The sequence below is a fragment of the Candidatus Desulfofervidus auxilii genome (assembly GCF_001577525.1).
GTDB classification, from domain to species: Bacteria; Desulfobacterota; Desulfofervidia; order Desulfofervidales; family Desulfofervidaceae; genus Desulfofervidus; species Desulfofervidus auxilii.
The window spans coordinates 2,248,846-2,272,635 of sequence record NZ_CP013015.1 but is presented as its reverse complement, the minus strand read 5'-3'; the positions used below and the strand labels follow the sequence as shown (position 1 = coordinate 2,272,635).

At 37.7% G+C, this 23,790-nt stretch carries 30 protein-coding genes and 2 pseudogenes; 23 read left to right on the top strand and 9 right to left on the bottom strand.

Going from position 1 to position 23,790, the window contains the following annotated elements:
* Positions 1–204 (bottom strand): annotated as a pseudogene (locus HS1_RS13470) (hypothetical protein); the annotation flags it as partial.
* Positions 205–784: 580 nt separating this feature from the next.
* Here HS1_RS13470 and HS1_RS11355 point away from each other — a divergent pair.
* The 4 genes from HS1_RS11355 to HS1_RS11340 are packed head-to-tail and all read left to right on the top strand — an operon-like array spanning position 785 to position 4,236.
* Positions 785–2,017 carry a bifunctional 3,4-dihydroxy-2-butanone-4-phosphate synthase/GTP cyclohydrolase II gene (locus HS1_RS11355; RefSeq protein WP_066065551.1) on the top strand — a complete coding sequence of 411 codons (1,233 nt, stop codon included), beginning with the start codon at positions 785–787 and terminating at the stop codon, positions 2,015–2,017.
* 13 nt (positions 2,018–2,030) lie between these two features.
* Positions 2,031–2,606 (top strand): DJ-1/PfpI family protein, encoded by a 576-nt coding sequence (locus HS1_RS11350; RefSeq protein ID WP_066065547.1) that lies wholly within the window; start codon positions 2,031–2,033, stop codon positions 2,604–2,606.
* A 23-nt stretch (positions 2,607–2,629) separates the two neighbouring features.
* Positions 2,630–3,901, top strand: a complete 1,272-nt coding sequence (locus HS1_RS11345) for an adenylosuccinate synthase (RefSeq protein WP_066065545.1) — start codon at positions 2,630–2,632, stop codon at positions 3,899–3,901.
* A complete protein-coding gene (locus HS1_RS11340) occupies positions 3,898–4,236 on the top strand; it encodes a hypothetical protein (protein WP_066065543.1) in 339 nt (112 codons plus the stop codon). Before HS1_RS11345 ends, HS1_RS11340 begins: the two co-directional genes overlap by 4 nt.
* On the opposite strand, the gene HS1_RS11335 is transcribed toward HS1_RS11340, so the two are convergent.
* On the bottom strand, positions 4,172–5,275 hold the full coding sequence (locus HS1_RS11335; RefSeq protein ID WP_066065540.1) for a (Fe-S)-binding protein: 1,104 nt from the start codon (positions 5,273–5,275) through the stop codon (positions 4,172–4,174). The two genes, HS1_RS11340 and HS1_RS11335, sit on opposite strands and share 65 nt — an antisense overlap.
* Positions 5,268–6,479 (bottom strand): type II secretion system F family protein, encoded by a 1,212-nt coding sequence (locus tag HS1_RS11330; protein ID WP_066065537.1) that lies wholly within the window; start codon positions 6,477–6,479, stop codon positions 5,268–5,270. The genes HS1_RS11335 and HS1_RS11330 overlap by 8 nt, the downstream gene beginning before the upstream one ends.
* A 200-nt stretch (positions 6,480–6,679) precedes the next feature.
* Between HS1_RS11330 and HS1_RS11325 the strand changes: the two genes are divergently transcribed.
* The 3 genes from HS1_RS11325 to HS1_RS11315 are packed head-to-tail and all read left to right on the top strand — an operon-like array spanning position 6,680 to position 10,411.
* Positions 6,680–7,597: an AAA family ATPase gene (locus HS1_RS11325; RefSeq protein ID WP_066065534.1), complete on the top strand. Its 918-nt coding sequence runs from the start codon at positions 6,680–6,682 to the stop codon at positions 7,595–7,597.
* Between the two features lie 17 nt (positions 7,598–7,614).
* Positions 7,615–8,466 (top strand): DUF58 domain-containing protein, encoded by an 852-nt coding sequence (locus HS1_RS11320; RefSeq protein ID WP_216638264.1) that lies wholly within the window; start codon positions 7,615–7,617, stop codon positions 8,464–8,466.
* A complete protein-coding gene (locus HS1_RS11315; RefSeq protein ID WP_066065529.1) occupies positions 8,456–10,411 on the top strand; it encodes a transglutaminase TgpA family protein in 1,956 nt (651 codons plus the stop codon). The genes HS1_RS11320 and HS1_RS11315 overlap by 11 nt, the downstream gene beginning before the upstream one ends.
* Positions 10,412–10,469: 58 nt before the next feature.
* Here HS1_RS11315 and HS1_RS11310 read toward each other — a convergent pair whose 3' ends face one another.
* From HS1_RS11310 to xseA, 6 genes are read right to left on the bottom strand one after another with little or no spacing between them, the layout of a single operon-like run.
* Positions 10,470–10,952: a BCAM0308 family protein gene (locus HS1_RS11310; protein WP_066065526.1), complete on the bottom strand. Its 483-nt coding sequence runs from the start codon at positions 10,950–10,952 to the stop codon at positions 10,470–10,472.
* A gap of 12 nt (positions 10,953–10,964) precedes the next feature.
* Positions 10,965–11,657 (bottom strand): TlyA family RNA methyltransferase, encoded by a 693-nt coding sequence (locus HS1_RS11305; protein WP_281178310.1) that lies wholly within the window; start codon positions 11,655–11,657, stop codon positions 10,965–10,967.
* Positions 11,635–13,581: a 1-deoxy-D-xylulose-5-phosphate synthase gene (dxs, locus tag HS1_RS11300; RefSeq protein WP_066065521.1), complete on the bottom strand. Its 1,947-nt coding sequence runs from the start codon at positions 13,579–13,581 to the stop codon at positions 11,635–11,637. Before dxs ends, HS1_RS11305 begins: the two co-directional genes overlap by 23 nt.
* A gap of 1 nt (position 13,582) precedes the next feature.
* The gene (locus HS1_RS11295) at positions 13,583–14,479 is read right to left on the bottom strand and encodes a polyprenyl synthetase family protein (RefSeq protein ID WP_066065518.1); all 897 of its coding nucleotides are present in this window, start codon (positions 14,477–14,479) and stop codon (positions 13,583–13,585) included.
* Between the two features lie 8 nt (positions 14,480–14,487).
* Positions 14,488–14,727: an exodeoxyribonuclease VII small subunit gene (gene xseB, locus HS1_RS11290; protein ID WP_066065515.1), complete on the bottom strand. Its 240-nt coding sequence runs from the start codon at positions 14,725–14,727 to the stop codon at positions 14,488–14,490.
* A complete protein-coding gene (xseA, locus tag HS1_RS11285) occupies positions 14,711–16,075 on the bottom strand; it encodes an exodeoxyribonuclease VII large subunit (protein WP_066065513.1) in 1,365 nt (454 codons plus the stop codon). The genes xseB and xseA overlap by 17 nt, the downstream gene beginning before the upstream one ends.
* A 477-nt stretch (positions 16,076–16,552) precedes the next feature.
* Here xseA and HS1_RS11280 point away from each other — a divergent pair, with 477 nt between their 5' ends.
* The 16 genes and pseudogenes from HS1_RS11280 (at position 16,553) to HS1_RS11215 (ending at position 23,743) form a co-directional block, all read left to right on the top strand.
* Entirely contained in the window at positions 16,553–16,888 is a 336-nt protein-coding gene (locus HS1_RS11280) for a hypothetical protein (RefSeq protein ID WP_245669991.1), read from the top strand.
* On the top strand, positions 16,885–17,250 hold the full coding sequence (locus HS1_RS14100; RefSeq protein ID WP_066065509.1) for a 4-fold beta flower protein: 366 nt from the start codon (positions 16,885–16,887) through the stop codon (positions 17,248–17,250). The genes HS1_RS11280 and HS1_RS14100 overlap by 4 nt, the downstream gene beginning before the upstream one ends.
* Positions 17,251–17,333: 83 nt before the next feature.
* A complete protein-coding gene (locus HS1_RS11270) occupies positions 17,334–18,416 on the top strand; it encodes a topoisomerase (RefSeq protein ID WP_066065505.1) in 1,083 nt (360 codons plus the stop codon).
* A gap of 247 nt (positions 18,417–18,663) precedes the next feature.
* Positions 18,664–18,867: a type II toxin-antitoxin system HicB family antitoxin gene (locus HS1_RS11265; protein WP_066065503.1), complete on the top strand. Its 204-nt coding sequence runs from the start codon at positions 18,664–18,666 to the stop codon at positions 18,865–18,867.
* A complete protein-coding gene (locus tag HS1_RS11260) occupies positions 18,864–19,070 on the top strand; it encodes a type II toxin-antitoxin system HicA family toxin (protein WP_066065499.1) in 207 nt (68 codons plus the stop codon). Before HS1_RS11265 ends, HS1_RS11260 begins: the two co-directional genes overlap by 4 nt.
* 116 nt (positions 19,071–19,186) lie before the next feature.
* Positions 19,187–19,417: a hypothetical protein gene (locus HS1_RS11255; RefSeq protein ID WP_066065496.1), complete on the top strand. Its 231-nt coding sequence runs from the start codon at positions 19,187–19,189 to the stop codon at positions 19,415–19,417.
* A pseudogene (locus HS1_RS14095) lies at positions 19,414–19,682 on the top strand (type II toxin-antitoxin system RelE family toxin). The gene HS1_RS11255 and the pseudogene HS1_RS14095 overlap by 4 nt, the downstream one beginning before the upstream one ends.
* A 73-nt stretch (positions 19,683–19,755) precedes the next feature.
* On the top strand, positions 19,756–20,136 hold the full coding sequence (locus tag HS1_RS11250) for a VOC family protein (protein ID WP_066065493.1): 381 nt from the start codon (positions 19,756–19,758) through the stop codon (positions 20,134–20,136).
* 157 nt (positions 20,137–20,293) lie between these two features.
* Positions 20,294–21,376: an SLC13 family permease gene (locus HS1_RS11245; protein ID WP_066065490.1), complete on the top strand. Its 1,083-nt coding sequence runs from the start codon at positions 20,294–20,296 to the stop codon at positions 21,374–21,376.
* A 102-nt stretch (positions 21,377–21,478) separates the two neighbouring features.
* On the top strand, positions 21,479–21,721 hold the full coding sequence (locus tag HS1_RS11240) for a hypothetical protein (protein WP_066065486.1): 243 nt from the start codon (positions 21,479–21,481) through the stop codon (positions 21,719–21,721).
* Positions 21,718–21,936 (top strand): DUF2283 domain-containing protein, encoded by a 219-nt coding sequence (locus tag HS1_RS11235; RefSeq protein WP_066065483.1) that lies wholly within the window; start codon positions 21,718–21,720, stop codon positions 21,934–21,936. The genes HS1_RS11240 and HS1_RS11235 overlap by 4 nt, the downstream gene beginning before the upstream one ends.
* An 83-nt stretch (positions 21,937–22,019) precedes the next feature.
* Positions 22,020–22,322, top strand: a complete 303-nt coding sequence (locus HS1_RS11230) for a nucleotidyltransferase family protein (protein ID WP_066065480.1) — start codon at positions 22,020–22,022, stop codon at positions 22,320–22,322.
* On the top strand, positions 22,315–22,662 hold the full coding sequence (locus tag HS1_RS11225) for a HepT-like ribonuclease domain-containing protein (protein ID WP_066065477.1): 348 nt from the start codon (positions 22,315–22,317) through the stop codon (positions 22,660–22,662). The genes HS1_RS11230 and HS1_RS11225 overlap by 8 nt, the downstream gene beginning before the upstream one ends.
* 61 nt (positions 22,663–22,723) lie before the next feature.
* On the top strand, positions 22,724–22,987 hold the full coding sequence (locus HS1_RS11220) for a hypothetical protein (RefSeq protein ID WP_156469466.1): 264 nt from the start codon (positions 22,724–22,726) through the stop codon (positions 22,985–22,987).
* A gap of 77 nt (positions 22,988–23,064) precedes the next feature.
* A complete protein-coding gene (locus tag HS1_RS13225; RefSeq protein WP_156469465.1) occupies positions 23,065–23,208 on the top strand; it encodes a hypothetical protein in 144 nt (47 codons plus the stop codon).
* Positions 23,209–23,296: 88 nt separating this feature from the next.
* On the top strand, positions 23,297–23,743 hold the full coding sequence (locus HS1_RS11215; protein WP_066065470.1) for a hypothetical protein: 447 nt from the start codon (positions 23,297–23,299) through the stop codon (positions 23,741–23,743).
* Positions 23,744–23,790: the final 47 nt, after the last annotated feature.

The window sequence follows — 23,790 nt, the reverse complement described above, 5'->3', positions numbered from 1 at the left end:
TCCGTATCCATTCTTTCCTTCAATTGCAAATGATATTATCCCACCTTCTCTTTTCTCAATCTCTCTAAATTCTCTAACTGCCTTATAAAATTCACTGAATTTGTGTGCTATCTTCTGGTCATACAAAATCTGTTCTTCATCATCCATGATAATTATGTGATGATTATCACTGCCAATATCGATTCCTCCAGATAACCTTTTCACGCCTCACCCTCCTTTATGTTTGATATTTTATGGCTCTGCCAATACCTTTATCCCGTCTATAATAGCCACTTAAAGGCACCTTTCCATTAGACAGGGTATTGGCAGGAGAACATCCGGCAATTCAAACCGAGTCACAATAATTCAACATTATTGACTGACCCCGTTAGCCACAAATGTTCCCCTAGCCATTTATCATTTATATCACATAAAGAAGGCTTCTTAATTTCATTCCCTATTTTTTACTCTCACTTTTAATTATAGACCCCAATTCCACTACAACTGCGAAAGGAGGGGGAAAATGACTTTGCAATTTGCACTTTGCAATCTTCATTTTGAAATGTTGTATTCACGCTGCGCTTCGCTTGCCCTTCGTGAATACAAGACGGTTGGTGAAGTTAATCTTGAAGTATCACTGTCATCTAAAAGCTAAAACAACCAACACCAAAGGTTATATAAGGAGTGCTCGCTGCGGTTAGAATTTTCTATAAAAATCAATTACGGATTTGAAATGAAAAAAATGACTTGCATTTTACCCAAAAGCAAATTATTATGAAATCATCAACCCAAGGGAGGAAGTTGTATGTCTATAGCTTCTATTGAAGAAGTCATCTCTGAAATTAAGCAAGGGAAGATGATAATTTTAGTGGATGATGAAGATAGAGAAAACGAGGGTGATTTGTGTATAGCTGCAGAGAAGGTTACTCCTGAAGCCATCAATTTTATGGCTAAATATGCCCGGGGGTTGATTTGTCTAACTTTGACACCTGAGCGAATAGAGCAATTAAAATTACCTTTAATGGCTAGTGAAAATCATCCTGGGCCGCCTCATGGAACGGCATTCACTGTTTCCATTGAGGCCAAAAAAGGAGTAACTACAGGAATTTCTGCCTATGACCGGGCCTTGACTGTTTTAACAGCCATAGCGGATGATGCCAAACCAGAAGATTTAGTCATACCAGGCCATATATTCCCTTTGCGGGCTAGAGAAGGAGGGGTGTTGGTAAGGGCAGGACATACAGAAGGCTCTGTGGATTTAGCCCGTCTAGCTGGTTTAAAACCGGCTGGGGTGATTTGTGAGATTATGAATGATGATGGCACGATGGCACGGATGCCTGATCTAGAAAAGTTTGCTAAAAAACATGGTTTAAAAATTGCTACTATTGCTGATTTAATTTCCTACCGTTTAAAACATGATTGTTTGGTAAAAAGATTGGCTGAAACAGTATTACCTACAGCAATTGCAGGAGAGTTTAAGGCCATTGTATATGAAAGCGAAGTTGACCCCAATCATCATTTGGCATTAGTGAAAGGAGAAATTGATTCAGAACAACCTATTCTAGTCAGAGTGCATTCTCAGTGTCTCACGGGAGATGTATTTGGCTCTTTGAGATGTGATTGTGGTTCTCAGTTGCATACCGCTATGAAGATGATAGAAAAAGAAGGCAAAGGGGTCTTGGTTTATATGCGTCAAGAGGGAAGAGGGATTGGTTTTGCCAATAAAATGAAGGCATATGCCTTACAAGATGCAGGCCATGATACAGTAGAGGCCAATTTGGCTTTAGGATTTAAACCAGATTTAAGAAATTACGGTATTGGTGCCCAAATTCTCAGGGACTTAGGTGTTAGAAAGATGCGATTGATGACCAACAATCCTAAGAAAATTGTGGGTCTAGAAGGTTATGGATTGGAAGTGGTGGAGCGAATACCTATAGAAATTCCCCCTTGTAAGGAGAATTTTCGTTATCTTCTGGTGAAGAAGAAAAAAATGGGGCATTTATTAAGTATAGATGATGTAGTCCCAATAAAAAAATAAAAAGGAAATAAAAATGAAAGGCTTGGTATTTTTAATGTTATTTATTTTAGGAGGTGTAACTATGGCAAAAGCTGTCTCACCTCCTAAGGTGGTAATGGTTATTGCCCATAAAAATTTTCGAGATGAGGAGTTATTTGTTACCAAACAAACTTTAGAAAGAAAAGGAGTGCAGGTAGTGGTAGCTTCTTCTGCCTTAACTCCAGCCAAGGGAATGCTTGGAAGGAGTTATAAACCGGATATACTCATTAAAGACATTAACATAGATGATTATGATGCATTGGTTTTTGTTGGGGGAATGGGAGCCACTGAATATTGGAATAATGAAATAGCTCATAATTTAGCAAGAGCAGCATTAGAGAAGAATAAAATTGTAGCTGCTATTTGTATTGCTCCGGTAACTTTAGCTAAGGCAGGTCTCCTTAAAGGCAAAAAGGCAACAGTTTGGTCATCTGAAGCAAATCAATTAAAAAGTTTGGGTGCAATTTATACCGGGAAATCTGTTGAAAGAGATGGATTAATCATTACTGCTAACGGACCCCAGGCGGCTGAGGAATTCGGGAAAGCAATTTTAGCTGCACTTGGATTATAAAAAACCTTTAAAAGGTGTTCAAAATGGCAAATGTAGTGGTAATAGGACTTCAATGGGGTGATGAAGGAAAAGGAAAAATTATTGACCTATTGGCTGAGCAGGCTGATGTGGTGGTGCGTTTTCAAGGAGGAAATAATGCAGGCCACACTATTGTAGTAAATGGCAAAAAACATATATTTCATTTAATACCCTCTGGTATTTTACATCCAGAAAAGCGTTGTTGTATTGGTAATGGTGTGGTTATAGACCCAGCGGTATTATTAGAAGAATTCAAAAAGTTAGAGGAAAATGGTGTTGAACTAACCCCAGAACGTTTTTTGATTAGTGAAAGGGCCCATTTAATCATGCCCTATCATAAGGCCATCGATTTGGCCAGGGAGGCAAAAAAAGGTAAGACAAAGATAGGGACCACGGGGAGAGGTATCGGTCCATGTTATGAAGATAAAGCTGCCCGCACGGGATTTAGAATGATTGATTTAATGGATAAGTCGTTTTTTGAAAAAAGATTAAAGACCCAAATAGAAGAAAAAAACTTTTATCTTACCCAATATCTTAAGGCTGAGGGAGTGAATTTTAGAGAAATCGCTCAAACATATTTTAAATATGCTGAGAAGCTTAGCCCTTTTATAGGAAACGTAGCTCAGTTTTTATGGAAAGCTAAAGAAGAAAACAAAAACATCCTTTTTGAAGGTGCTCAAGGAACACACTTGGACATGGACCATGGAACATACCCCTATGTCACCTCTTCCAACACTGTGGCTAGTAGTATATGTTCTGGCGCAGGTTTTCCCATCAATGCCATTGATACCATAATTGGAGTTTGTAAGGCCTATACCACCCGAGTAGGAGGTGGACCATTTCCCACCGAGTTAACAGATTCCCTAGGTAATTATCTGCGTGAAAAGGGAAAGGAGTTTGGTGCTACCACCGGAAGACCTAGACGATGTGGATGGTTAGACTTAGTAGTGGTTAAACAGGCTGTTCGCCTCAATGGAGTCCAAAAACTAGCCCTGACTAAATTAGATGTATTAACAGGTTTAGATGAAATCAAGGTTTGTATAGGCTATAATTATCAGGGAAAAACTATAGATTATATGCCTACTTCATTTTCAGCTATTGCTGAATGCAAGCCTGTTTACAAGAGTTTTCCAGGGTGGAAAGAAACCCTTAAAGGTAAATCCTGGAAGGAATTACCACATACTGCCAAAGCATATTTAGAATTTATTTCTGATTTTTTAGGGATACCTATAAGTATTGTGTCTACAGGTCCAAGTAGAGAGGAGGTAATCCAGTGAGATTTATTATTCTAGTGAGTCTATTTTTTCTTTCTGTAACCTGTGTGTGGGCAAAGGAAACGGACAATTCTATTTTCATTGATTTATTAAAGGATATGCATCAACAAATTGAAAAATGGGAAACACAATTGGGAGAAATGGAAAATGACCCCAGTATACCTACTGTTAAAAAGGGAGTTATTAAGACCATACGTGACCTTTTAAGGCGCATAGATGAGGTATTAAAAGAATATCTTCCACCTGAACCTAAAGTAAAGAAAACCAGGTCTTCTAGGCAAACAGTTCTAAAATATGCTTCACCTGTTGTTTCCCTAGTCCTGCCTTTAACTGGATGAGGCAGCCCATACAGGATGTAATTACCAGTTCTGCCCCAGTTTTTTCAATAGTTTCTTTTCTTCTTCTGAAGATTTGTTTAGCTAATTCAGGGAAATTCAAGGCAAAACTACCTCCTTGTCCACAACACATACCTTCAGGACTGGATTCTTCAAATTCATATCCTGCCTTTTTAAGTAAAATTCTAGGCCCTTGCCAAATATTATGATGATATCGCAAATGGCAAGGGTCGTGCCAAGTTATTTTTTTATTTAATGGGAGAAACGAAAGCGGTTTTTCCTGCAAAAATTGACTCAATTCTATCACTTTCTCACTAATTTTCGCTTCTTGGTAAGGTAAAAATGTTTTTAATTGGTGATAACAAGAAGCACAAGGAGTAATAATAAAATCAATAGATAGATGGCCAAAAGCCTCCACATTTTTCTTTGCTAAATCCAGGGCCGTTTCTTTATCCCCTAAGGTATAAGCCATCAAACCACAACAGGTTTGTTGAGGAGGAATAAAAATATTGTAACCTAGCTTAGAAAGTAATTTTATCAACTTATCCCCCAAATTGGGATAGAGGAAGTTAGTAACACAACCTGAAAAAATGGCTATATTGGCCTTTGCTTTTTTTGAAGGATAAAAACGCCTAGAGGATAAAAATGGACTTGAGGCAAGGTCAAAGGGTAAGGGGAAGATATGTTTGCATAAAGTGTATAATCGTAACCATAGACCTAAATTTTTTTGATAAGAAGCTAGAAATTTATTGACCACCCAAGAGCGATAATACTGCTTTTTTTGTAGGGGCCATAGTTTTTCTCTAGTTTGGTGAATAATTTTTGATATAGGAGTGTGGAGAATACATTTTTCTTCACATCTTTTACATAAAATGCAAGCACTTATAGTTTCTTGAAAGATAAAAGATGGGAAAAGTAAGTGTTTTTGATAAAAGTCAATTAGATTTAGCTTACCTCGAGGGCTAATTCTTTCATATCCACTTGCCTTATAGACCGGACAGACAGCGAGGCATCTTCCGCACTTAATGCAGCTTTTATCCACCCACTACTGCACCTAGTTTGAATATTGGGAGATAGAGAGCTACTACCAGACCACCTATAAGCCCTCCTAAGAAAACAATCATCATGGGCTCTAACATGGAAGTCAAGGCCTCCACGGCAGCATCTACTTCTGCTTCATAAAAATCAGCTATTTTTGATAACATGTTTTCTAATTCTCCTGTTTCTTCCCCTACGGCCGTCATTTGAACTACCAAAGGAGGAAAAATTTTTGCTTGAGCCATGGGTGCTGCTAGAGACTGGCCTCTACTTACTTCTAATTTTACTTCTAATAATTTTTTCTCTATCACTTTATTTCCAGAAGTTTTGGCTACAATATCTAAACTTTGCAGAATAGGCACCCCACTCTGCAACATAGTGGAAAGTGTGCGTGAAAAACGAGCAATGGCTGTTTTTTGCAATAAAACGCCTATTAGAGGAATTTTTAAGAGTAACTGATCGAACATAAAGTTGCCTTTTTCTGTGCGTTTAAACAATTTAAGAGCAATACCCAAACCTATTATTACCAGGAAAATATAACCCATGTATTTCCTAAACCAATTACTAAGGTTAATCACAAACTGTGTAGGTGCAGGTAGGGCTGCTCCAAAGGCAGAAAAAATGCTTTCAAAGGCTGGGATGACATAAATAAGAATAACTATAAGGACTGTGAGAGCAACGGCAAGGGTAATCAAGGGATAAACCATAGCTCCTTTTACCTTTCTCTTCAAAGCTAGGGCCTTTTCCCTATAATTACCTAACCTATCTAAAGCCTGGTCAATTACCCCACCGGTCTCTCCTGCGGCTATCATGTTGACAAAAAGTTCATCGAAATGGCGAGGATATTTGGAAAAGGCATCAGCCAAAGTAGATCCACCTTCAACATCTGTCTTAATATCTTGAAGTATTTTTTTAAATAATTTATTACTTTGTTGAGCAGCAAGGACATCCAAGGCCCTCACTACTGGAACACCTGCATTTAACATCGTTCCAAACTGCCTAATGAATAATACAATTTCTTTTTCTTTAACCCTTCCCTGGAGGAAAACTAGATAGTCACTAAAACCTTTCGTCTTAGGACGAATTTTTGTGGGAACTATATCTTCACGCTTTAGTCTTAACTTGACAATACCTATATTAGAAGCTTCCAGTTCCCCTCTTACTACTTTACCGTCAGATCTTTTCCCTTCCCAAACAAAAACAGGCATTAAGTTAATATTAACATTTTTATTCAATTATGACAAGAAAAAATTTTTTCCAAAATCCGTAATAACTTTAAAAGAAAAAACCCACAAACCTGTCTGTGAGCGGAGACGTTAAAATAAAAAATCAATCGCGGATTTTGGGAATCTAGTTACCCTTTATAAAAAAGTATGGTATAACGAAAATGTAATTAAAGGGATTGAGAATGGATTTGATACAAAAAGCCCTGAAGTTAGTTAATCAAGTGATTGTTGGTAAAGAAAAACAGGTAAAATTGGCATTTACTTGTATTTTGGCTAGAGGGCATCTATTGTTAGAAGATTTACCCGGAACAGGAAAGACCACCCTTGCCATTGCTTTGGCTAGAGTACTAGGTTGCTCTTTCGCCCGGATTCAGTTTACTAGCGACTTATTGCCAGCAGACATCCTAGGAGGATTAGTTTATCACCCTAAAGAAGGTCGTTTTTTCTTTCGGCCTGGTCCTATTTTTCATCAAGTAATTCTGGTGGATGAAATAAACCGGGCTACTCCCAAGGCCCAGAGTGCCCTTTTAGAAGTGATGGAAGAAAGACAAGTGAGTATTGAGGGAGTAGTGCGACCATTGCCTGCACCTTTTTTTGTCATAGCTACCCAAAATCCTTTAGAACTTTATGGCACATTTCCCTTACCAGAATCCCAGTTAGACCGTTTTTTTATGCGATTAGACTTGGGCTATCCTCCTCCAGAAAAAGAAATGCTTATTTTGAAACATGGTGCTTTTCACAAAGAGGCTAGAAACCTAACCCCAGTTCTTCATTCAGAAACTATTTTACAGTTGCAAAATCAAGTGGAAAAAGTCCATATTCATAAGGATTTATTACAATTTATCTCAAAAATTGTGACCTGTAGCCGACAAGAAAAGGCCTTACGATACGGACTATCACCTAGGGCTGCCCTTGCTTGGGTAAATGCAGCCAAGGCCTATGCCTTTATTGAAGGAAGAGACTATGTCATTCCTGAAGACATAAAGTGGACATTTTTACCCATTGCCTTTCATCGCTTAGTCCCCAAAGAAGAATTATCTTTTTCTGCTAGAATTGTGTTACTTAAAGAAATTTTAAATAGTGTATCCTTACCTGTATGAGAAAAAGTCGCTTTCAGGTGAAGATCACAAAGCCTGGTATTTTTTTCGTGGCCTTGACCATTATGCTTGGGATAGCAGCAGTAAACACAGGAAATAATTTAATTTATTTAATTGCTGCCCTTATGTTGTCTTTAATGGCCTTATCTGGACTAAGTTCTTTCTTAAATTTAGTTGGTTTGGACTTCAAAATAGAAGTTCCAGAAGAAACTTATGTCTCCAAACAAGCCCTCCTGACCATCTGGGTAAAGAATAAAAAACCATGTATACCAAGCTTTCTTTTGGGTATTAACACTCCCTTGGGAACTACTTGGCTACCTTATCTTCCTCCTAAAAAAACAATGTCTGTGTATCTCTGGGTGAGTTTCCCTAAAAGGGGCTGGCAAAAATTACCAGAAATGACCATATTTTCTTACTTTCCTCTATATTTTTTCTCCCGGGGTTTTAAATATTTTAAAGACCAAACCTTTCTAATTTATCCCAAACCTCTATCTTGCCCTTTGCCTTCAGCTATTTTCCACCAAGGAGAACGAGAGCAAGGAAGACGAAGAGGCAGAGAGGAGTTTAGAAGTTTACGAGAGTGGGTTAGTGGGGATGATTTACGGCATGTCCATTGGTTAGCTACAGCTAGGCTAAATAAATTGGTTATTAAAGAATATGAGGGAGGGGGAATTAAAGACGTCATTCTTTCTATTCCTTCAGGCATTGAAGATATAGAACTCCATCTCAGCCGACTTACTTATTTGACAAATACTTTGTTTAAGGCAGGCTACGCAGTAGGATTGAAAACCGATTCCCTATATTTACCTCCTAAAAGAGGGCTACAACAACGCAAGAATATTTTAAAGACTCTAGCACTCTATGAAGGCTAAACACATACCTATCTTTTCTGCTTATATGGGATTTTTGTTGGCCATTTTGGTCCTTAAGGAAGAACTTCCTCTTTGGTTTCAAGGAATTTGCTTAATATTTTTTATAACTATTTTAAACCATTTGCAATGGAGAATATATCCCTCCAATTTATTTCTTAATTTTTTGGCTATAGCTCTTATTTTGCTTTCTTTTTCCCTTCCTCATACTGATATTTTTATGCTTTTTCTCTATGTGCTTTTTATTCTTATTTTAATAAAGTTTTTAAGTCCCTTAAAACCACGGGACCTTTGGCAGGTTTATACCTTAAACCTATTTTTGTTCTCTGCCGCTACCTTTTCCAATTTCAATTTAAGTTTTGGGTTTATTCTTATCTTGTTTTTTTGGATCACCCTAATTGGAATTTGTTTTTTAACTGCTCAACAAGTTACAGAACCAGCTATTCTTCAAAGGCCCTTATTTTATTTTGCCTCCTGTTTGAGTGTTACGGCAGTATTAGTAGCAGTGTTGTTTTTTGCATTCCTACCTAGGTCTCCCTATACATTCTTTTTAGGATTTGGCCTCAGTCATAAGGCAAAAACCGGATTTACCGAAGATATAGACCTCAATGGCATTCAGGAAATCAGGACCGATAATAGCGTAGCCTTCAGGGCTATTATGTCCGGTCCTTTAAAGTCTCCTCCCTATTGGCGAGGAATGGTCTATGATACTTACCAAAATGGCCGCTGGCGAATAAAGTTAAAACCTCAAAAAATAAAACCTTCTTGTCCTGAGTCAAATATTTATCACCAAATCATTTTTCTTGAACCTTATGCAGGAAAAACCCTTTTTGCCCTAAATTACCCCTTTGCCATAAATATAACTGCCCCTAGGACATTTTCCGTTCCCTCTTTACCTAATTTAACCTTTGTTTTAAACAGGCCTATTTTTCAACGAATAGAATACCAAGCTTCATCCTGCCCTATTTTTCCTGTAGCCCATCTTAGTGCTCAGGAAAAACTGTTATATTTACAAATGCCCCCAAATTTAAAAGGACCTTTGGATAAACTCCTTCAGCATCTGGTAGATAAAAAAGACCCTCCACCGGTTATTGTCAAAAAACTAGTCAATTTTTTACAAAAACCTCCCTTTGAATCTCGGTTTCAAATACCAAAAATAGAAGGAGAACCAGTCCTAATGTTTTTATTTAAAACTCACAAAGGCTGGTGTGAGCACTTTGCTTCTGCCCTTACATTGCTTTTAAGAAGTGCGGGTATTCCTGCCCGTTTTGTTGGTGGTTATTACGGAGGCACCTGGAATACCACAGGTAATTATTATTTAGTTAGACAGAAAGATGCCCATGCTTGGGTAGAATACTGGAATGGGAAAAATTGGGAGACCATTGACCCCATACTCCCTACCTTAGAAATCAAAAAAACAACTTATTTTTCTTTTTTCTGGAAATGGCTGGACTATCTCCGTCTTCGCTGGTATGCCTATGTAATCAATTATGATTTTGCTAAACAAAAGCAACTTTTTTACCGTTTAAAGCATTACTTTAGCCCTTCTAAGAATAAAAATTATTGGCAAGTAAAAAAACCTGATTTTGAATGGCTGAGGTATAAATGGGTGTTTTTTAGTGCTGTGTGTTTGGGATGGATGGGGTTTCTGATTTACTTCCTATTTAAACAGCATAAATCCCATCCCTTTCTTTGCTTATGTGAGCTTTTGAGAAATTACGGTTATAGCATTTCTCCCAATCAAGGGGGACTTGAGATTGTAGATATGATAAATAAGAAAGACCCTGAACTTTCTTATATGGTAAGAAGGTTTGTAGAAATATGGTATCCCATGCGGTATGGAAGGTTAATTAAGGATAAGACAAAAACAAGGCATCTAAAGGAATTATTAAAACAAATAAGAATCCATCTCATCAAACAAAAATCCATTAAAAAACCTTATAGTTAACAGGACTTTCCCCAGAATTTTAAAGGTGACTTATAATACCATTAATAAGGGAAAAATTCTAATCCCTGTGCCAAGAAACATCCACAAACTTGGCTTCATCAAGGTATTTCACCTCTAAATCACCTTTATGGGCACGGCCTACGGCCTCCCCTACTCTTCGGGCCAAATGGTCATCTGTAAAGTTTAACACCAACTTCTCATCTGCCTCCTCCATGTTGATCAACCTTTTTAAAGGAGACCTCTCTTGCTCTTCTTCAATAACATTATTTACTAAGTTTAAAATTTCTTCTTTATGTGCTTTTAAGTAACCTCCAGAAAGAGTCACGACTCCTGCTGGGTATTTATCTCTTATGCGCCGACAGGCAGGACAAAGATATTCCTCAGCCTCTGGACTAATTATTTTTTCTGCTTCGGTTGGCCACATCCAACGACCATCTTCATAAACTGCTCCACAACCAGGACAGACAACACCATCTGGATACTTCTTTTCTTCATAATAAGGGTCATGAATTCTTTCTTGAATAAGTCTATCTTTACGCATATTGGTCTCCTTTTATTCACTTATTTCTGCATACAATAGATACTCTTGATTCCCCTTTGCTCCCAGAATGGGAGAAGGAATGACTCCTTTTACTTCAAAACCTAGTGTTTGACAAAGGCTTTTAATTTCATTTATAACCCTTTGTCTCTTAAAATCTTCGCGCACAATGCCTCCCTTACCCACTTCACCTTTACCTACTTCAAATTGGGGTTTGATAAGGGCAATTATTTTCCCATCTTCTTTCAAAAATTCCTTTACTTTAGGAATCACTTTTTTTAATGAAATAAATGATACATCAATGGTAACTATATCTATTTTTTCTGGAATCCGCTCTGCAGACAGGTACCGAATATTTTGTCGCTCAATCACCACCACCCGCTCATCCTGACGTAATTGCCAATCTAAAAGACCATAACCTACATCAATAGCATAAACCCTTTTTGCTCCGTGTTTAAGTAAACAGTCAGTAAAACCGCCTGTAGAAGCACCCACGTCCATGGCAACCTTATCTTTTACATTAATATTAAATTGATGTAAGGCAGCCTCTAATTTAAGACCTCCCCGGCTGACATAGGGATGGTCACAAGACTTAAGCTCTATGGTTGAAGATATATTTACTTGAGTGCCTGCTTTGTCTATCCTTTTTCCATTTACCCATACTTGACCCCTTAAAATAAGGGCCTTAGCCCGTTCGCGACTGCGCACCAGGCCTTTTTCTAAAAGTAATTTGTCTAATCTTTCTTTTGGAGACATATTTTAAAAAAACCTTTTTAACATGTTCATAAATACCTTCCTTATCCAAACCATATTTTCCCCTTAAGATATTCTGTCCTCCATGTTCAATAAACTGATCTGGTAATCCCACTCTATACACAGGGATATTTATATTTAAATCTCTCAAAAGTTCCATTACCGCACTCCCAAATCCTCCCATAAGAACATTTTCTTCGATGGTAACTATTGCCCTAAATTCTGGTGCTTTTTCCCTTAATAAAGTTTTATCTAAAGGTTTGACAAATCGAGCATTTACTAAAGCAGGATAAAAACCTTCTTCTTGTAATTGCTCAATAGCTTGTAAAGCAGGCATAACAGTATGACCAATGGCCAGAATAAGGACATCTTCCCCTTGTATCAATATTTCGCTCTCACCAATAGGCAGCGTTTTTAAAGACTCCTCTAAGGATACTCCCATGGCCTTTCCCCGTGGGTATCGCAAAGCAATAGGCCCTTCATACTCTAAGGCAGTTTTTAACATATGCCGTAATTCATTTTCATCTTTGGGAGACATAAGAACTAAGTGGGGAATAACACGCAAAAAAGATAAATCAAATACACCATGATGGGTAGGGCCATCTTCACCTACAATGCCACCTCTGTCTATGGCAAATACTACAGGCAATCTTTGTAAACAGACATCATGAATAATTTGATCATAGGCGCGTTGTAAAAAAGTAGAATAAACAGCCACCACTGGCCTTAATCCTTGCGTAGCCATACCTGCAGCTAAGGTCACCGCATGTTCTTCAGCAATCCCCACATCAAAAAACCTTTCTGGAAAGTGTTTCTGTAAGAGGGCCAATCCCGTACCTTCTGGCATGGCTGCAGTGATACCCACAATTCGCTTATCTTTATTGGCTAATTCTACCAAAGTCTCAGCAAAAACCTGGGTATAAGTTATACCCTTTTCAGTGGAAAAATAATTAACCTTACCTGAATTTTCCCTAAGATACAACTTGCCTACTCCGTGATAATTAGTGGGATCTTTCTCAGCAGGTTCATAGCCCTTGCCCTTGGTAGTCAACACATGAACCAAGATAGGACCTTCCATCTCTTTGATATGTTCAAAGGCCTTAATCAATTTGTTAAGATTGTGCCCATTAATAGGTCCCAGGTAATCAAAATGTAAAGAAAGAAAAAGCATCCCTGGGGTAAATAAACTCATAAAAGAATCCTCACTCCTTTTAGCTAACTGAACTAAGTTCTCACCTGCTGGTAAGGAAGAAAGAAAACGCTCCACTCCTTTTTTAAATTGTCTAAAAGCACGACTGGTAAATTTACGACTCAAAAAGTGAGAAAGGGCTCCCACATTATGAGAAATAGACATTTTATTATCATTCAAGACTACAATTAAATCTTTATCTAACTCTCCTGCATGGTTTAAGGCCTCAAAAGCCAATCCCCCAGTCATAGCACCGTCACCTATTACCGCAATAACTTTATGCTTTTCTCCTTTTAAATCCCGGCTAATAGCCATACCTAAAGCAGCAGAAATAGAAGTACTAGCGTGACCTGTGCCAAAACTATCATAAACACTTTCGCCTCGATGAGGGAAACCACTTAATCCCCTATATTCTCGCAAAGTAGAAAATAAGTGCTTACGGCCTGTGACGAGTTTATGGGCATATGTTTGATGACCTACATCCCATATAATCTTGTCTCTAGGAGTATCAAACACATAATGGAGGGCTAAAGTAAGCTCCACTGTCCCTAAACTTGGAGCTAAGTGCCCTCCAGTCTTAGCCACTGTTTGAATAATGGTTTCCCGAATTTCCTGGGCTAAGGTTTCTAATTCATTTAAAGAAAGTGATTTCAAATCTTTAGGGGTCTGAACTTTATCTAAAATACCCAATTTAACCTCTCCTTTCTATAATGTATTGTGCTAAAGCCTTTAAGGGCATTGCCCTTTCACCAAATGGTTTCAAGGCATGAATTCCTCTTTTAATACAAGTTTGAGCCATTTCTTTGGCCTCATTGAGACCTACTAATTTGGGATAAGTAGCCTTTTGTTGAGGCTCATCGCTTCCTATATTCTTACCCATATCCTCAGGGTTTCCTTCTATATCTAAAACATCATCTACAATTTGAAATGCCAAACCAATTTGAGTGCCGTATTCCTTCAAAGCTTCCACCTCAGTTTTATTCCCACCACCTATAATAGCTCCACTCTCTACGGCTACTCGAATCAAGGCTCCTGTCTTATGGTCATGTATAGCCTTTAACTCCTCCAAACCTATCTCCTTCCCTGTGGCCTCTAAATCCATTACTTGACCGCTTACCATTCCCCTAAATCCAGCAGCCTGAGCGATAAGATGGCTAATCCAAACCAATTGGGCAGGGGGTATCTTTGCTAATAAATCAGGATAAGTCAATAGATAAAATGCCTCTGTCAAAAGACCATCCCCAGCTAAAATGGCCATAGCTTCACCAAATACCCTGTGATTGGTAGGTTTACCCCGGCGGAAGTCGTCATTATCCATAGCAGGCAAGTCATCATGAATTAAAGAATAAGTATGAATCATCTCTAAGGCACAAGCCACAGGTAAAGCTGTTTCTTTTTTACCTCCTACTATCTCTGTAGCTGCCAAACACAAAATAGGACGCAACCTCTTCCCACCTGCAAACAAACTATATCTCATGGCCTCTACAATCGGATTATAAAACCCTTTTTGGGGAGGAAGATAATGTTCTAAGGCTTCCTCTACTAAAAGTTTTCTTTCTTTTAGATAAGCATTTAAGTCAAAGGTCATAATTATGCCTAATTACCTGGGTGATTTGAATCCACTGGGAAAGGTTTAGTCTCAAACTCTCCCTGCTCATTCTTGATAAGTAATTCTACTTTCTTTTCTACCTCATCTAATTTTTGTTGGCAATACCGAATAAGACCCATTCCTTCTTCAAACAGTTTTAAGGATTCTTCCAAAGGAGTTTCTCCAGCTTCTAGCTTATGCACAATAGTTTCTAACCGTTTTATGGCATCCTCAAATGGTAGATTCATCTTTTTCCTCCACCTTTGCTTTTATTTCGCCATTTACTACCTTAACAACCATATTTTTGCCTACCTCCACTTGGTTAATGGATTTAATCAACTTGCCTTCTGGCCAAGTAAAGGCCAGGGCATAGCCTCTTTTTAATACATTTAAAGGACTTAAGGCATTCAATCTTTGTCTGATTTCCTGGAGGTGTTGAGAATGTTTTTGCTGTAAGTGAGTAAAATGCACCATCAATTCGGTTTTTCTCTGCTGGAAGGTATCACGATAACTTTGTATTTGACGTTTAGGATGGGATAACAAAAGCCTTTCCCCCAGATTTTGCACTGCCGTTTGTTCCCTCTCTATTCTATGTTTGATTGTCCGCAAAAGGGCTAAAGAAAGGTCATCCAAACGAAGACGGTGAGTAATAAGTTCTTGGCGTGGAGTGCCCAATCGTTTTATCAGATGATTCAAATGCAGTTTGGCGGTCTCAAGCAGTTTCTCAAGTCCGCGGTGGAACCGCTTAGTAGCCTCTTGTAAAAAGTTTTCTAAATCCTCTTTTTTTTGGATAATCATTTCTGCGGCTGCCGTAGGGGTTGGAGCACGCAAATCAGCCACCATATCAGCAATAGTAAAATCTACTTCATGCCCAACAGCAGAAACTACAGGAATTTCTGAAGCATGTATTGCCCTAGCTACTACCTCTTCGTTAAAGGCCCACAAGTCTTCTAAAGAACCACCTCCGCGGGTAAGCACGATTATCTCTGCCCAATGTAAATGATTTAAATCATAAATAGCTTGGGCAATTTCCTGAGCAGCTCCTTCTCCTTGAACCCTCACTGGATAAATACGAACATGGACATTGGGAAATTTCTTAATTAGTACTCTCAAAAAGTCACGAATAGCTGCTCCTACAGGTGAAGTTACCACCGCAATCCTCTGTGGGAAAAAAGGCAAGGCTTTTTTGATTTCGGTATCAAAAAGGCCCTCTTGGGCCAATTTTTTCTTTAACTGTTCAAAGGCCAACTGGAGGGCACCATAACCTTTTGGCTCTAAGTATTCAACAATCAAACGATAATTTCCATGAGGAGGATAAACTGTAATCCGTCCTTGACATATTACTTTTAAGCCATCTTGTGGTTCAAACTTTACTAATTTTCTTTGATTTTTAAATAAAATACATAAAATCTGCGCCTTCTCATCTTTTAGAGTGAAATAAAGATGTCCTGAAAGGGGCCGACGAGCATTTGAGACCTCTCCTTCTACCCAGATAAAAGGGAATTCTTCCTCTAATATCTGCCTGATGTCCTCTGTTAACTCACTTACAGTGTAAATGTGAGGTTGAGGGACAGAAAATATAGATAACTCTTCCATAAAAATTTTTTAACATAATTTACTTGCTGATACAAGCTTGTCTGCCGACCCAAAATCCGCGATCGATTTTGGATAAAATTCCAACCTGACGGCTACCTTCTTTTTTGCTGCTAGCCAGGTGAGAAATTGACTTACCTCCTCTTCTGTGCAGTAGCTGTAATGTTTTAGCCTCAGGACATTACGAACTTGATCTAAGAGTCTAATTTGGCAAGAGATTATTTTGCATTTAGTATACCTAAACTTTTTATCTTTAGGCTATCTAAAAATTACCAAATTCTTTCTAACGCACATTTATTTTAAATATATAAAATATTATACTGCCTAAGAGAGGAAAAGATAGATTGATTAAAAGTTTTTGTTGACAGGAATTATGAGGGATAGTAATATGGCTTTTAGGGAGTAGAATATATAGTTAGCATAAAAGAAAAGAGCAAACAATGGCATCTCTTGGAATGAAGGGTCCTTTTGACCTTACAAATGATGAGATTGATAAGCAAATCACAAAAAACATCTCCAGGCAATTATGCACTTGGTCGAGTAGCTGATGGAACATTCTATGTTTCATATGTTGGCCGCTCAGATAGTGATCTTAACGACCGTTTAAAGGACTGGGTTGGCGAATATAAGAAATTCAAATTTAGTTATGCAACATCTCCAAAAGCTGCTTTTGAGAAGGAATGTCAAAATTATCACGATTTTGGAGGGGCAAAAAGCTTGATAATAAAAATCATCCCCAGAGACCAGATGGCACGAACTGGAAATGTCCAGTTTGTGATATATTTGATTAATTGCAAAGGAGTTAACCAAATATGAAACCACTCTTTGATAAAAACTGTGAGCTTGTTGGATGGATAGAGCCAATGAAACATATATTTGACACGAATATGAATTGGGTTGCATATATATCTAATGGGCACGCATGGTCATCGGAAACTGGCAATTGGTTAGGACCTGTTTTGGGTTTACTGTGTTTTGACCAAACGGGACGAGTTGTTGCTTGGAATCCAAAAGAAAGAGTATCCGGCATCCCTCGTCCCGCTAGACCTGCGCGTGCAGCAAGAGTTGCTCGTCCTGCTAGGCCTGCGCGTCCTGCACGCCCCGCAAGACCAGCAAGGCCTGCAACTCCATCTGGGGGATGGTCTCCGATGAGTTTTTGGGCTTGGTTATCACAATAGGATTGCTAACAATGCGCTCCACCTGACCGCTATTTCGCTGGCGCTCCATAGCGTCAGGTGAGCTTGGTTATTCGACTAAAATCATGGCAAAACGTGATCCTGAAAAAACAGCTAGAAATAAATTAATTAAAGAACTGAATGAAAAATTGAAAGAGTTATTGCCAAGTGTTTTGGAAGAAACTGGCATAAAATCAGTTTATTCTCTAAATGGCATCTTTGGCGGTAAATTTGCAGACTATATTGATATAAAAAACGAAGTTATTCATTCTCCTGACCACTTTATCTCTTTATATCTTTCTGGATTTAAAGAGATGGCTAAAAAGAATCCACATTCTGCCCACCATAGAAATTTTAAGTTATTGCAATCATCGACAAAGTTGCAAAAATACATTTATCTTTTTTTAAAGCGAACTTATTTACGAAATTACGAGGCACTTTCCAAAAAAAGACCTAGGGTAGAAGATGCGGCAATATGGATTGGCCAAAATAATGCTAATTATGGTTTATTAGTGACGCCTCGTTTTAATATCCAAATATCTCAATGGGAGAATGACAAAAGTGAGATTCGACACTTTAAGCCATTATATTGGTCCATTGGACATGTTATGGAAACCGGATTGGTTATTCCGGGAAAAAATGAACGAATAAAATTTAGTTCCGTTGACGAATATTTAAATTTTTTTCTTAATGTTTTAGTTAGAAATAGTGGTTCTAAATATGAGTATGAACTTGCAGCTCTTTATAGAGACTATGTTCTATCTAGTCTGGCTCCTGAAAATATACCATTACTTATACCAGAATTTCGATATGGTGGATTAAGTTTTAAGCATTTATATCGTTTAGACTTCACTATTATTGATCCTATTGAACTTAATAAAATAGGTTTTGAACTCTCTCCCTGGTCATCGCACGGATATATTGCCAAAACGCAAGGTCTTTCTCAGAAAGAAATTAATGAAATAGCTAAAAATAATTTTGAGAAGGAAATGGAGAAGCATAAAGCCTTTTTTAGAAAATACGGAATATTTGTACTGATATATACCGATTCCGATTTAGCTAATCTAGATAAAATTTTTGCTGATATGAGAGACTTTTTGGAGCCAAAGACTCGGAAAAACACATTACAATTTCAAATTATGCAAGATATAATATCTGGGAATCTGTAGAGAAGAGTCGAACAATTGGGTGCACTTGACCGCCATTCCGCTGCGCCCTTCGGGCTTGCTCCATAGCGGCAGGTGAGCTTAGTCGTTAGGTCAATAAATAGCAAAATTTGTAATTATCTGATAACATATATAATAAAAAAGATATACTAATACTAAATTTTGGAAAAGAGGTATATGAGCGGACCTGCCTTACGGCGGGCCGCTGAGCTTGGTCGTTATGTGATAAAATAAAAAGGGAGATAAACGTATGAAACTGAAGGTAATTATTCATGAAGCAGAGGAAGGGGGATACTGGGCAGAGGTTCCCTCTATACCTGGATGTGCTACCCAAGGTGAAACATTTGACGAACTTTTGAGAAATATTTATGAGGCTGTTGAGGGGTGTTTATCTATAGATATGAAGGATATCACGATAACGGAAAAAGATAAAGTTTTGGAGATAGCAGTTTGAAGGCAATATCTGGAAAAGATTTTGCGAAACTCCTTGAAAAGAAAGGGTGGGAATTACGAAGAGTTAGTGGTAGCCACCATATTTATGTTAAGGAAGGAACGCCTGTCCGCCTTTCTGTTCCCATTCACGGAAATAAACCATTAAAGATTGGACTTCTCAAACACTTTATGAAGGTTGCTGGTATTAGGGAAAATGAATTGTAGAAGAAGCACATAACAACCCACTCCAGCGGACCTGCCTTACGGCGGGCCGCTGAGCTTTGGCGTTAGATTGAAAAATTTTAAAATAAAAGTCCAAGTCAAAATGGAAGGAGTAAACAATGCGCTCAGCTACATTGATAACTATTACTAAAATGATTGAATCTTTACCTAAAGATAAACAAGAACAGGTGTTAAATCATTTGTATGAATATATTACAGAATTATATGATGAAATTAAATGGGATCTTTTATTTAAAAATTCACAAGAAGAATTATCTAAAATAGCTAAACAGGTAAGAAAAGAGATAGCAGAAGGTAAGATAGAAGATTTTGATTACGATAAATTATGAAATCCAAGACATTACCATCATTTTGGAGACATTACGAAAAGCTTGAAGAAGAGATAAAGAAACAGGCGAGAAAGGCATTAAATTATGGAAAGAGAATCCATTTCATCCTTCATTACATTTCAAGTGTGGAAATTCAGAAGAAGAGATATGGTCATTAAGGATTACGAAGGGATATAGGGCATTATGTCTTTATGAAAAAGATTTGGTGGTATGGTTTTGGATTGGAAATCATGATGATTACGAAAGATTGATAAAAAAGAAATAAATTCCTAACAAATCATTCCAGCGGACGGGCTATACAGCTCGACGCTGAGCTTGATCGTTAGGTGTGGAGAGAAATGATGACTACTCATGGAGAATTCAACTGGATTGAACTTCAAACGCACAATGCCAATGAGGCTATTGCTTTCTATCGAGAAACCATCGGATGGAATTTCCGTGCGGAAAAAATGCCAACAGGTGGTACTTATTGGATCGGCTTGTCATCGGGTAAACCAGTTTGCGGGGTACTCACATTGGATAACAACAAAGGTAATGGCGAACCCGACCGTTGGATAACATACATCCACGTTGATGATCTTGATGATGCAATCGGTAGAATGCAAACCTGTGGCGGCGAGCTGATAAAAGGGCCTTGGGAAGTTCCCGGTGTTGGCCGTGTTGCTATGATTCGCGACCCAGGTGGTGCTGAGATGGGGTGGGTAACTCCTATTCCATAGATTGAGAAATAGCTAATGTTGGACGGAGTGGTGATCCGCCTAACAAGCGAGTGCACTTAACCGCTCTGCCCGGTGGCAGACAGGTATTCCGCTGCGCTCCATAGCGGCAGGTGAGCTTAGGCGTTAGCCCTCATATCAGCAGACAACGGGAGGATGATTGAAACCTCAAGTAATATTCATTGATTTTGTCCTAAAAGAATGGCTGTTAATTGCTTCGGGTGTGGGTTTTGCGCTGTTATCCATTTATACAAAACATCTTCCGATCTATTCAATCGATGAGCTACAGGTTCTGTTTATCCTGTTTGTCTTGTTCATTACAGTAAATGGTTTACAGAAAGGTGGGTTGCTCTTAAAAATAGCCCAAAGCATAGAAAAGGGTAAAGTCATACCCCTAAAACTAGTACTGGCAACCTTTTTCTTGTCCATGTTAGTAACAAATGATATTGTGTTAATGGTCATTGTTCCGCTTACGTTATCGCTTAACATAAATAGAAAAGATATACTGGTTATTTTGGAGGCATTAGCGGCCAATTCTGGTTCTGCATTAACACCAATTGGTAATCCTCAAAATCTTTATATTTACTGGTTTTACGGTATTCATCCTTGCACATTCATAAAGACGATTTTCCCATTTTCTTTGGTTTTTCTTGGATTGCTGACGGTCTCTTCGCTCTTTGTTGTAATCCAAAAAGATTTAAAGGAAGACCAAATACAGAAAATCAATAAAAAGGCATATGTCTATGGGGTTTTATTTATTGTTATTCTTTTAACGGTCTTTCATGTTCTTCCTCTTTTAACTGGAGTTGCTGTCATATTTTTTGCACTCATATTTGACCGAAAAGCCTTATATGTTGATTATGCGCTACTCTTTAGTTTCTTTTTCTTTTTTGGGATCGCGGACAGTCTAAAAAGTATACTGGCTTCTGAAATAACCCATTCAGGGCATATATTTCTATTGTCAGCATTGGCAAGCCAGGTCATGAGTAACGTTCCAGCAACACTATTGGTTGCAAAATTCACATCAAATTGGCAGGCATTATTATGGGGTTCAAATGCCGGAGGATTTGGTAGTCTATTTGGCTCTTTGGCAAATCTGATAGCCTATAAATTATATATCACACATGAAGGTGCAAATAATATAGCAATGTTTACTGCAAAATTTCTTGCAATAGGATACATGGCATTGTTTATTTCAATAGGCTTATATTTTCTACTGTATCGGCCGGCGGCTTTATTATGAACTATCAAAGGGCTAACAAAACGCTCCACCTGGCCGCTCTGCCCGGTGGCAGACAAGTATTCCGCTGCGCTCCATGTCGGCAAGTGACCCTGGTCGTTAGAAATGAAAAAATATAAATTTAGCAAATATTTTGAAAATGAAGTTTTAAGAAAAAGACCTTATATTAAAAAGGAATGGTGTATAAAAGTGATAGAAAATCCCATAAAAGTTGAAAAACAAGAAGAAAATAGATGGAGATTTTGGGGTATTGTGGAAGAATTTGACAACAAAGTGTTTAGAGTAGTAACATTAGAGGATAAAATAATTCTTCATAATCCATTTCCAGACAGGAGGTTTAAAGAATGAAATTGAAATATTATCCAGATACAGATTCTTTGTATATAGATTTATCAGAAAAGCCAAGTGTAAGCAGCCAGGAAATATCAGAAGGTGTAGTAATAGATTTTGATAAAAAAGGGAATGTTGTTGGGATAGATATAGATAATGCAAGCAAAAAGATAGCATTAAAGGCCTTAACTATAGTAAAATTACCTTTTGAAATAAAAGAAATGCAAGTTTAATTTTCTAACAAACCATTCCAGCGGACCCACCTTACGGCGGGCCGCTGAATTTAGTCGTTAGCCGTTAAGAATAGGAATTTGTTATGAGTCATCAAGCTGAAATTATTAAAAAAATAAGAGAACATTATCCTTTTCTGTCCAAGGAATTTGGTGTCAAAAGGATAGGTATTTTTGGTTCTGTCGCACGACATGAAGAAGGCCCAGGAAGTGATATTGATATTGTCGTTGAGTTTAATAAGCCGATTGGCCTCAAATTTATTGGTTTTGTTGAACATATAGAGAGCCTGTTAGGGAGAAAAGTCGATGTGCTTACGAAAGAAGGTATTAAGAATATTCGCGTAAAATCTGTTTCTTCAGATATTGAAAAGGATGTTATCTATGTCTAAACACTCTGACATAGATTTTATTGAGGATATCTTAATTTGCCTCGAAAAAATCAAGAAATATATATCAGGCCTTTCATTTGATGAATTTCTTAAGGACTACAAAACTCAAGATGCAGTAATAAGAAATATCGAAATCATTGGAGAGGCCAGTAAGAAAATATCATCAGATTTAAAAGACAAGTATCCGAACATTCCTTGGAAAATGATTGCAGGGACACGTGACAGGCTTATCCATGGGTATTTTGGTGTAAATATTGATATTGTGTGGGAAATAGTACCAATTGATATGCCTGTATTAGAGCAAGAGGTCAAAAAGATAAAGGATGAATATTTCGGCTAACAAGTCGCTGCACCTTCGGCTTGCGGTCTTGTCGGCCCCTGAACTCTCACGTTAGAAAAAAGTGAGTATAACACGAGAAGATGTCCGGCAAAGTATAATTAGTTTTGTTATCGTGATATTAGCTTTAGGAGGCACATGGAAGTATTTAGATCAGAAAAGAGAAAATTTATTGAGATTTGAGCAGCGAATAATTAAAGAAAAAATAGAACTCGAAATTCTCAAACAACGACTTGAAGATGAAAAAAATAGACTTGAAAAAATTTTAAAAGAGAAAGAAAAAGAATTAAATAAAAAAGAAAAAAGATCTCTTCAGAAGAACTGTTAAATTTTTACATTTCAAAGTTTATACTTGAATATGGCGACATTGATATTCATAGAGAATGTCTTTCGGATCAAGAATATATGAAAAAATATAGAAAAGCAAATGCATTATTAGATATTATTGAAGCAAAAGCTAAAGAACTTGGCAAAAAAGAAATTCTTGAAAAATTTGTTTGGCCAAGACGATCTGGTATTCATTCAGTAAAGGTAAAATGTGATAATTAAGTTTAAAACAAATTTTCTCTAACAAATCCCTCCAGCGGACGGCGTTACATGCCGCCGCTGAATTTAGGGTTAGGTCTGCAAATAAGCTATGAATGATAAGAAGGAATTTGAACGCTATTATCTTAAAGAATTTTTTAAACTCTTGAATGAAACTCCAGAAAACATACAGGATTCGGAATCGCCTGACTTTATTGTAAATATTCATCAATTAGAAATTGGCATCGAGATAACAGAATTTCATTCAGATCTGAAGGGTGAAAAAGGGCGGCCACGTCGCTTGGTTGAAGAGGCTTGGGCCTCACTTCAAAAGAAGATTATGACAGAGGTTGAAAAATACGAAGAATTGAAAAACATGAAAGGTTTACTCTCATTTGAGAATGTGGAAATCCCTCGAAATTCCGGGCAAAAATCATTCATAGACGAACTTATCCAATTATCCCTCGAAATGTTCAAGACTGGTCAGCAAAAAATATCTCCTGGGATCAACTATCCACTATTAAATAAATACCTAAAAAATTCTGTCTTGAAAAAGTAAACTGTTACATTACCTGGGAATGGAATCACAATGCTTCATTTATTGGC

Excerpts from the sequence above, each read along its gene's own strand:
- HS1_RS11230 (WP_066065480.1), top strand. The coding sequence starts at position 22,020 with ATGAGTCATCAAGCTGAAATTATTAAAAAAATAAGAGAACATTATCCT.
- HS1_RS11270 (WP_066065505.1), top strand. The coding sequence starts at position 17,334 with ATGGCAAAACGTGATCCTGAAAAAACAGCTAGAAATAAATTAATTAAA.
- HS1_RS11350 (WP_066065547.1), top strand. The coding sequence starts at position 2,031 with ATGAAAGGCTTGGTATTTTTAATGTTATTTATTTTAGGAGGTGTAACT.
- HS1_RS11315 (WP_066065529.1), top strand. The coding sequence starts at position 8,456 with ATGAAGGCTAAACACATACCTATCTTTTCTGCTTATATGGGATTTTTG.
- HS1_RS11310 (WP_066065526.1), bottom strand. The coding sequence starts at position 10,952 with ATGCGTAAAGATAGACTTATTCAAGAAAGAATTCATGACCCTTATTAT.
- xseB (WP_066065515.1), bottom strand. The coding sequence starts at position 14,727 with ATGAATCTACCATTTGAGGATGCCATAAAACGGTTAGAAACTATTGTG.
- HS1_RS11345 (WP_066065545.1), top strand. The coding sequence starts at position 2,630 with ATGGCAAATGTAGTGGTAATAGGACTTCAATGGGGTGATGAAGGAAAA.
- HS1_RS11255 (WP_066065496.1), top strand. The coding sequence starts at position 19,187 with ATGCGCTCAGCTACATTGATAACTATTACTAAAATGATTGAATCTTTA.
- HS1_RS11295 (WP_066065518.1), bottom strand. The coding sequence starts at position 14,479 with ATGACCTTTGACTTAAATGCTTATCTAAAAGAAAGAAAACTTTTAGTA.
- HS1_RS11265 (WP_066065503.1), top strand. The coding sequence starts at position 18,664 with ATGAAACTGAAGGTAATTATTCATGAAGCAGAGGAAGGGGGATACTGG.
- HS1_RS11280 (WP_245669991.1), top strand. The coding sequence starts at position 16,553 with ATGATGAGATTGATAAGCAAATCACAAAAAACATCTCCAGGCAATTAT.
- HS1_RS11235 (WP_066065483.1), top strand. The coding sequence starts at position 21,718 with ATGAAATTGAAATATTATCCAGATACAGATTCTTTGTATATAGATTTA.
- xseA (WP_066065513.1), bottom strand. The coding sequence starts at position 16,075 with ATGGAAGAGTTATCTATATTTTCTGTCCCTCAACCTCACATTTACACT.
- HS1_RS11330 (WP_066065537.1), bottom strand. The coding sequence starts at position 6,479 with ATGCCTGTTTTTGTTTGGGAAGGGAAAAGATCTGACGGTAAAGTAGTA.
- HS1_RS11225 (WP_066065477.1), top strand. The coding sequence starts at position 22,315 with ATGTCTAAACACTCTGACATAGATTTTATTGAGGATATCTTAATTTGC.
- HS1_RS11250 (WP_066065493.1), top strand. The coding sequence starts at position 19,756 with ATGATGACTACTCATGGAGAATTCAACTGGATTGAACTTCAAACGCAC.
- HS1_RS11240 (WP_066065486.1), top strand. The coding sequence starts at position 21,479 with ATGAAAAAATATAAATTTAGCAAATATTTTGAAAATGAAGTTTTAAGA.
- HS1_RS11355 (WP_066065551.1), top strand. The coding sequence starts at position 785 with ATGTCTATAGCTTCTATTGAAGAAGTCATCTCTGAAATTAAGCAAGGG.
- HS1_RS11325 (WP_066065534.1), top strand. The coding sequence starts at position 6,680 with ATGGATTTGATACAAAAAGCCCTGAAGTTAGTTAATCAAGTGATTGTT.
- HS1_RS11215 (WP_066065470.1), top strand. The coding sequence starts at position 23,297 with ATGAATGATAAGAAGGAATTTGAACGCTATTATCTTAAAGAATTTTTT.
- HS1_RS14100 (WP_066065509.1), top strand. The coding sequence starts at position 16,885 with ATGAAACCACTCTTTGATAAAAACTGTGAGCTTGTTGGATGGATAGAG.
- HS1_RS13225 (WP_156469465.1), top strand. The coding sequence starts at position 23,065 with ATGAAAAAATATAGAAAAGCAAATGCATTATTAGATATTATTGAAGCA.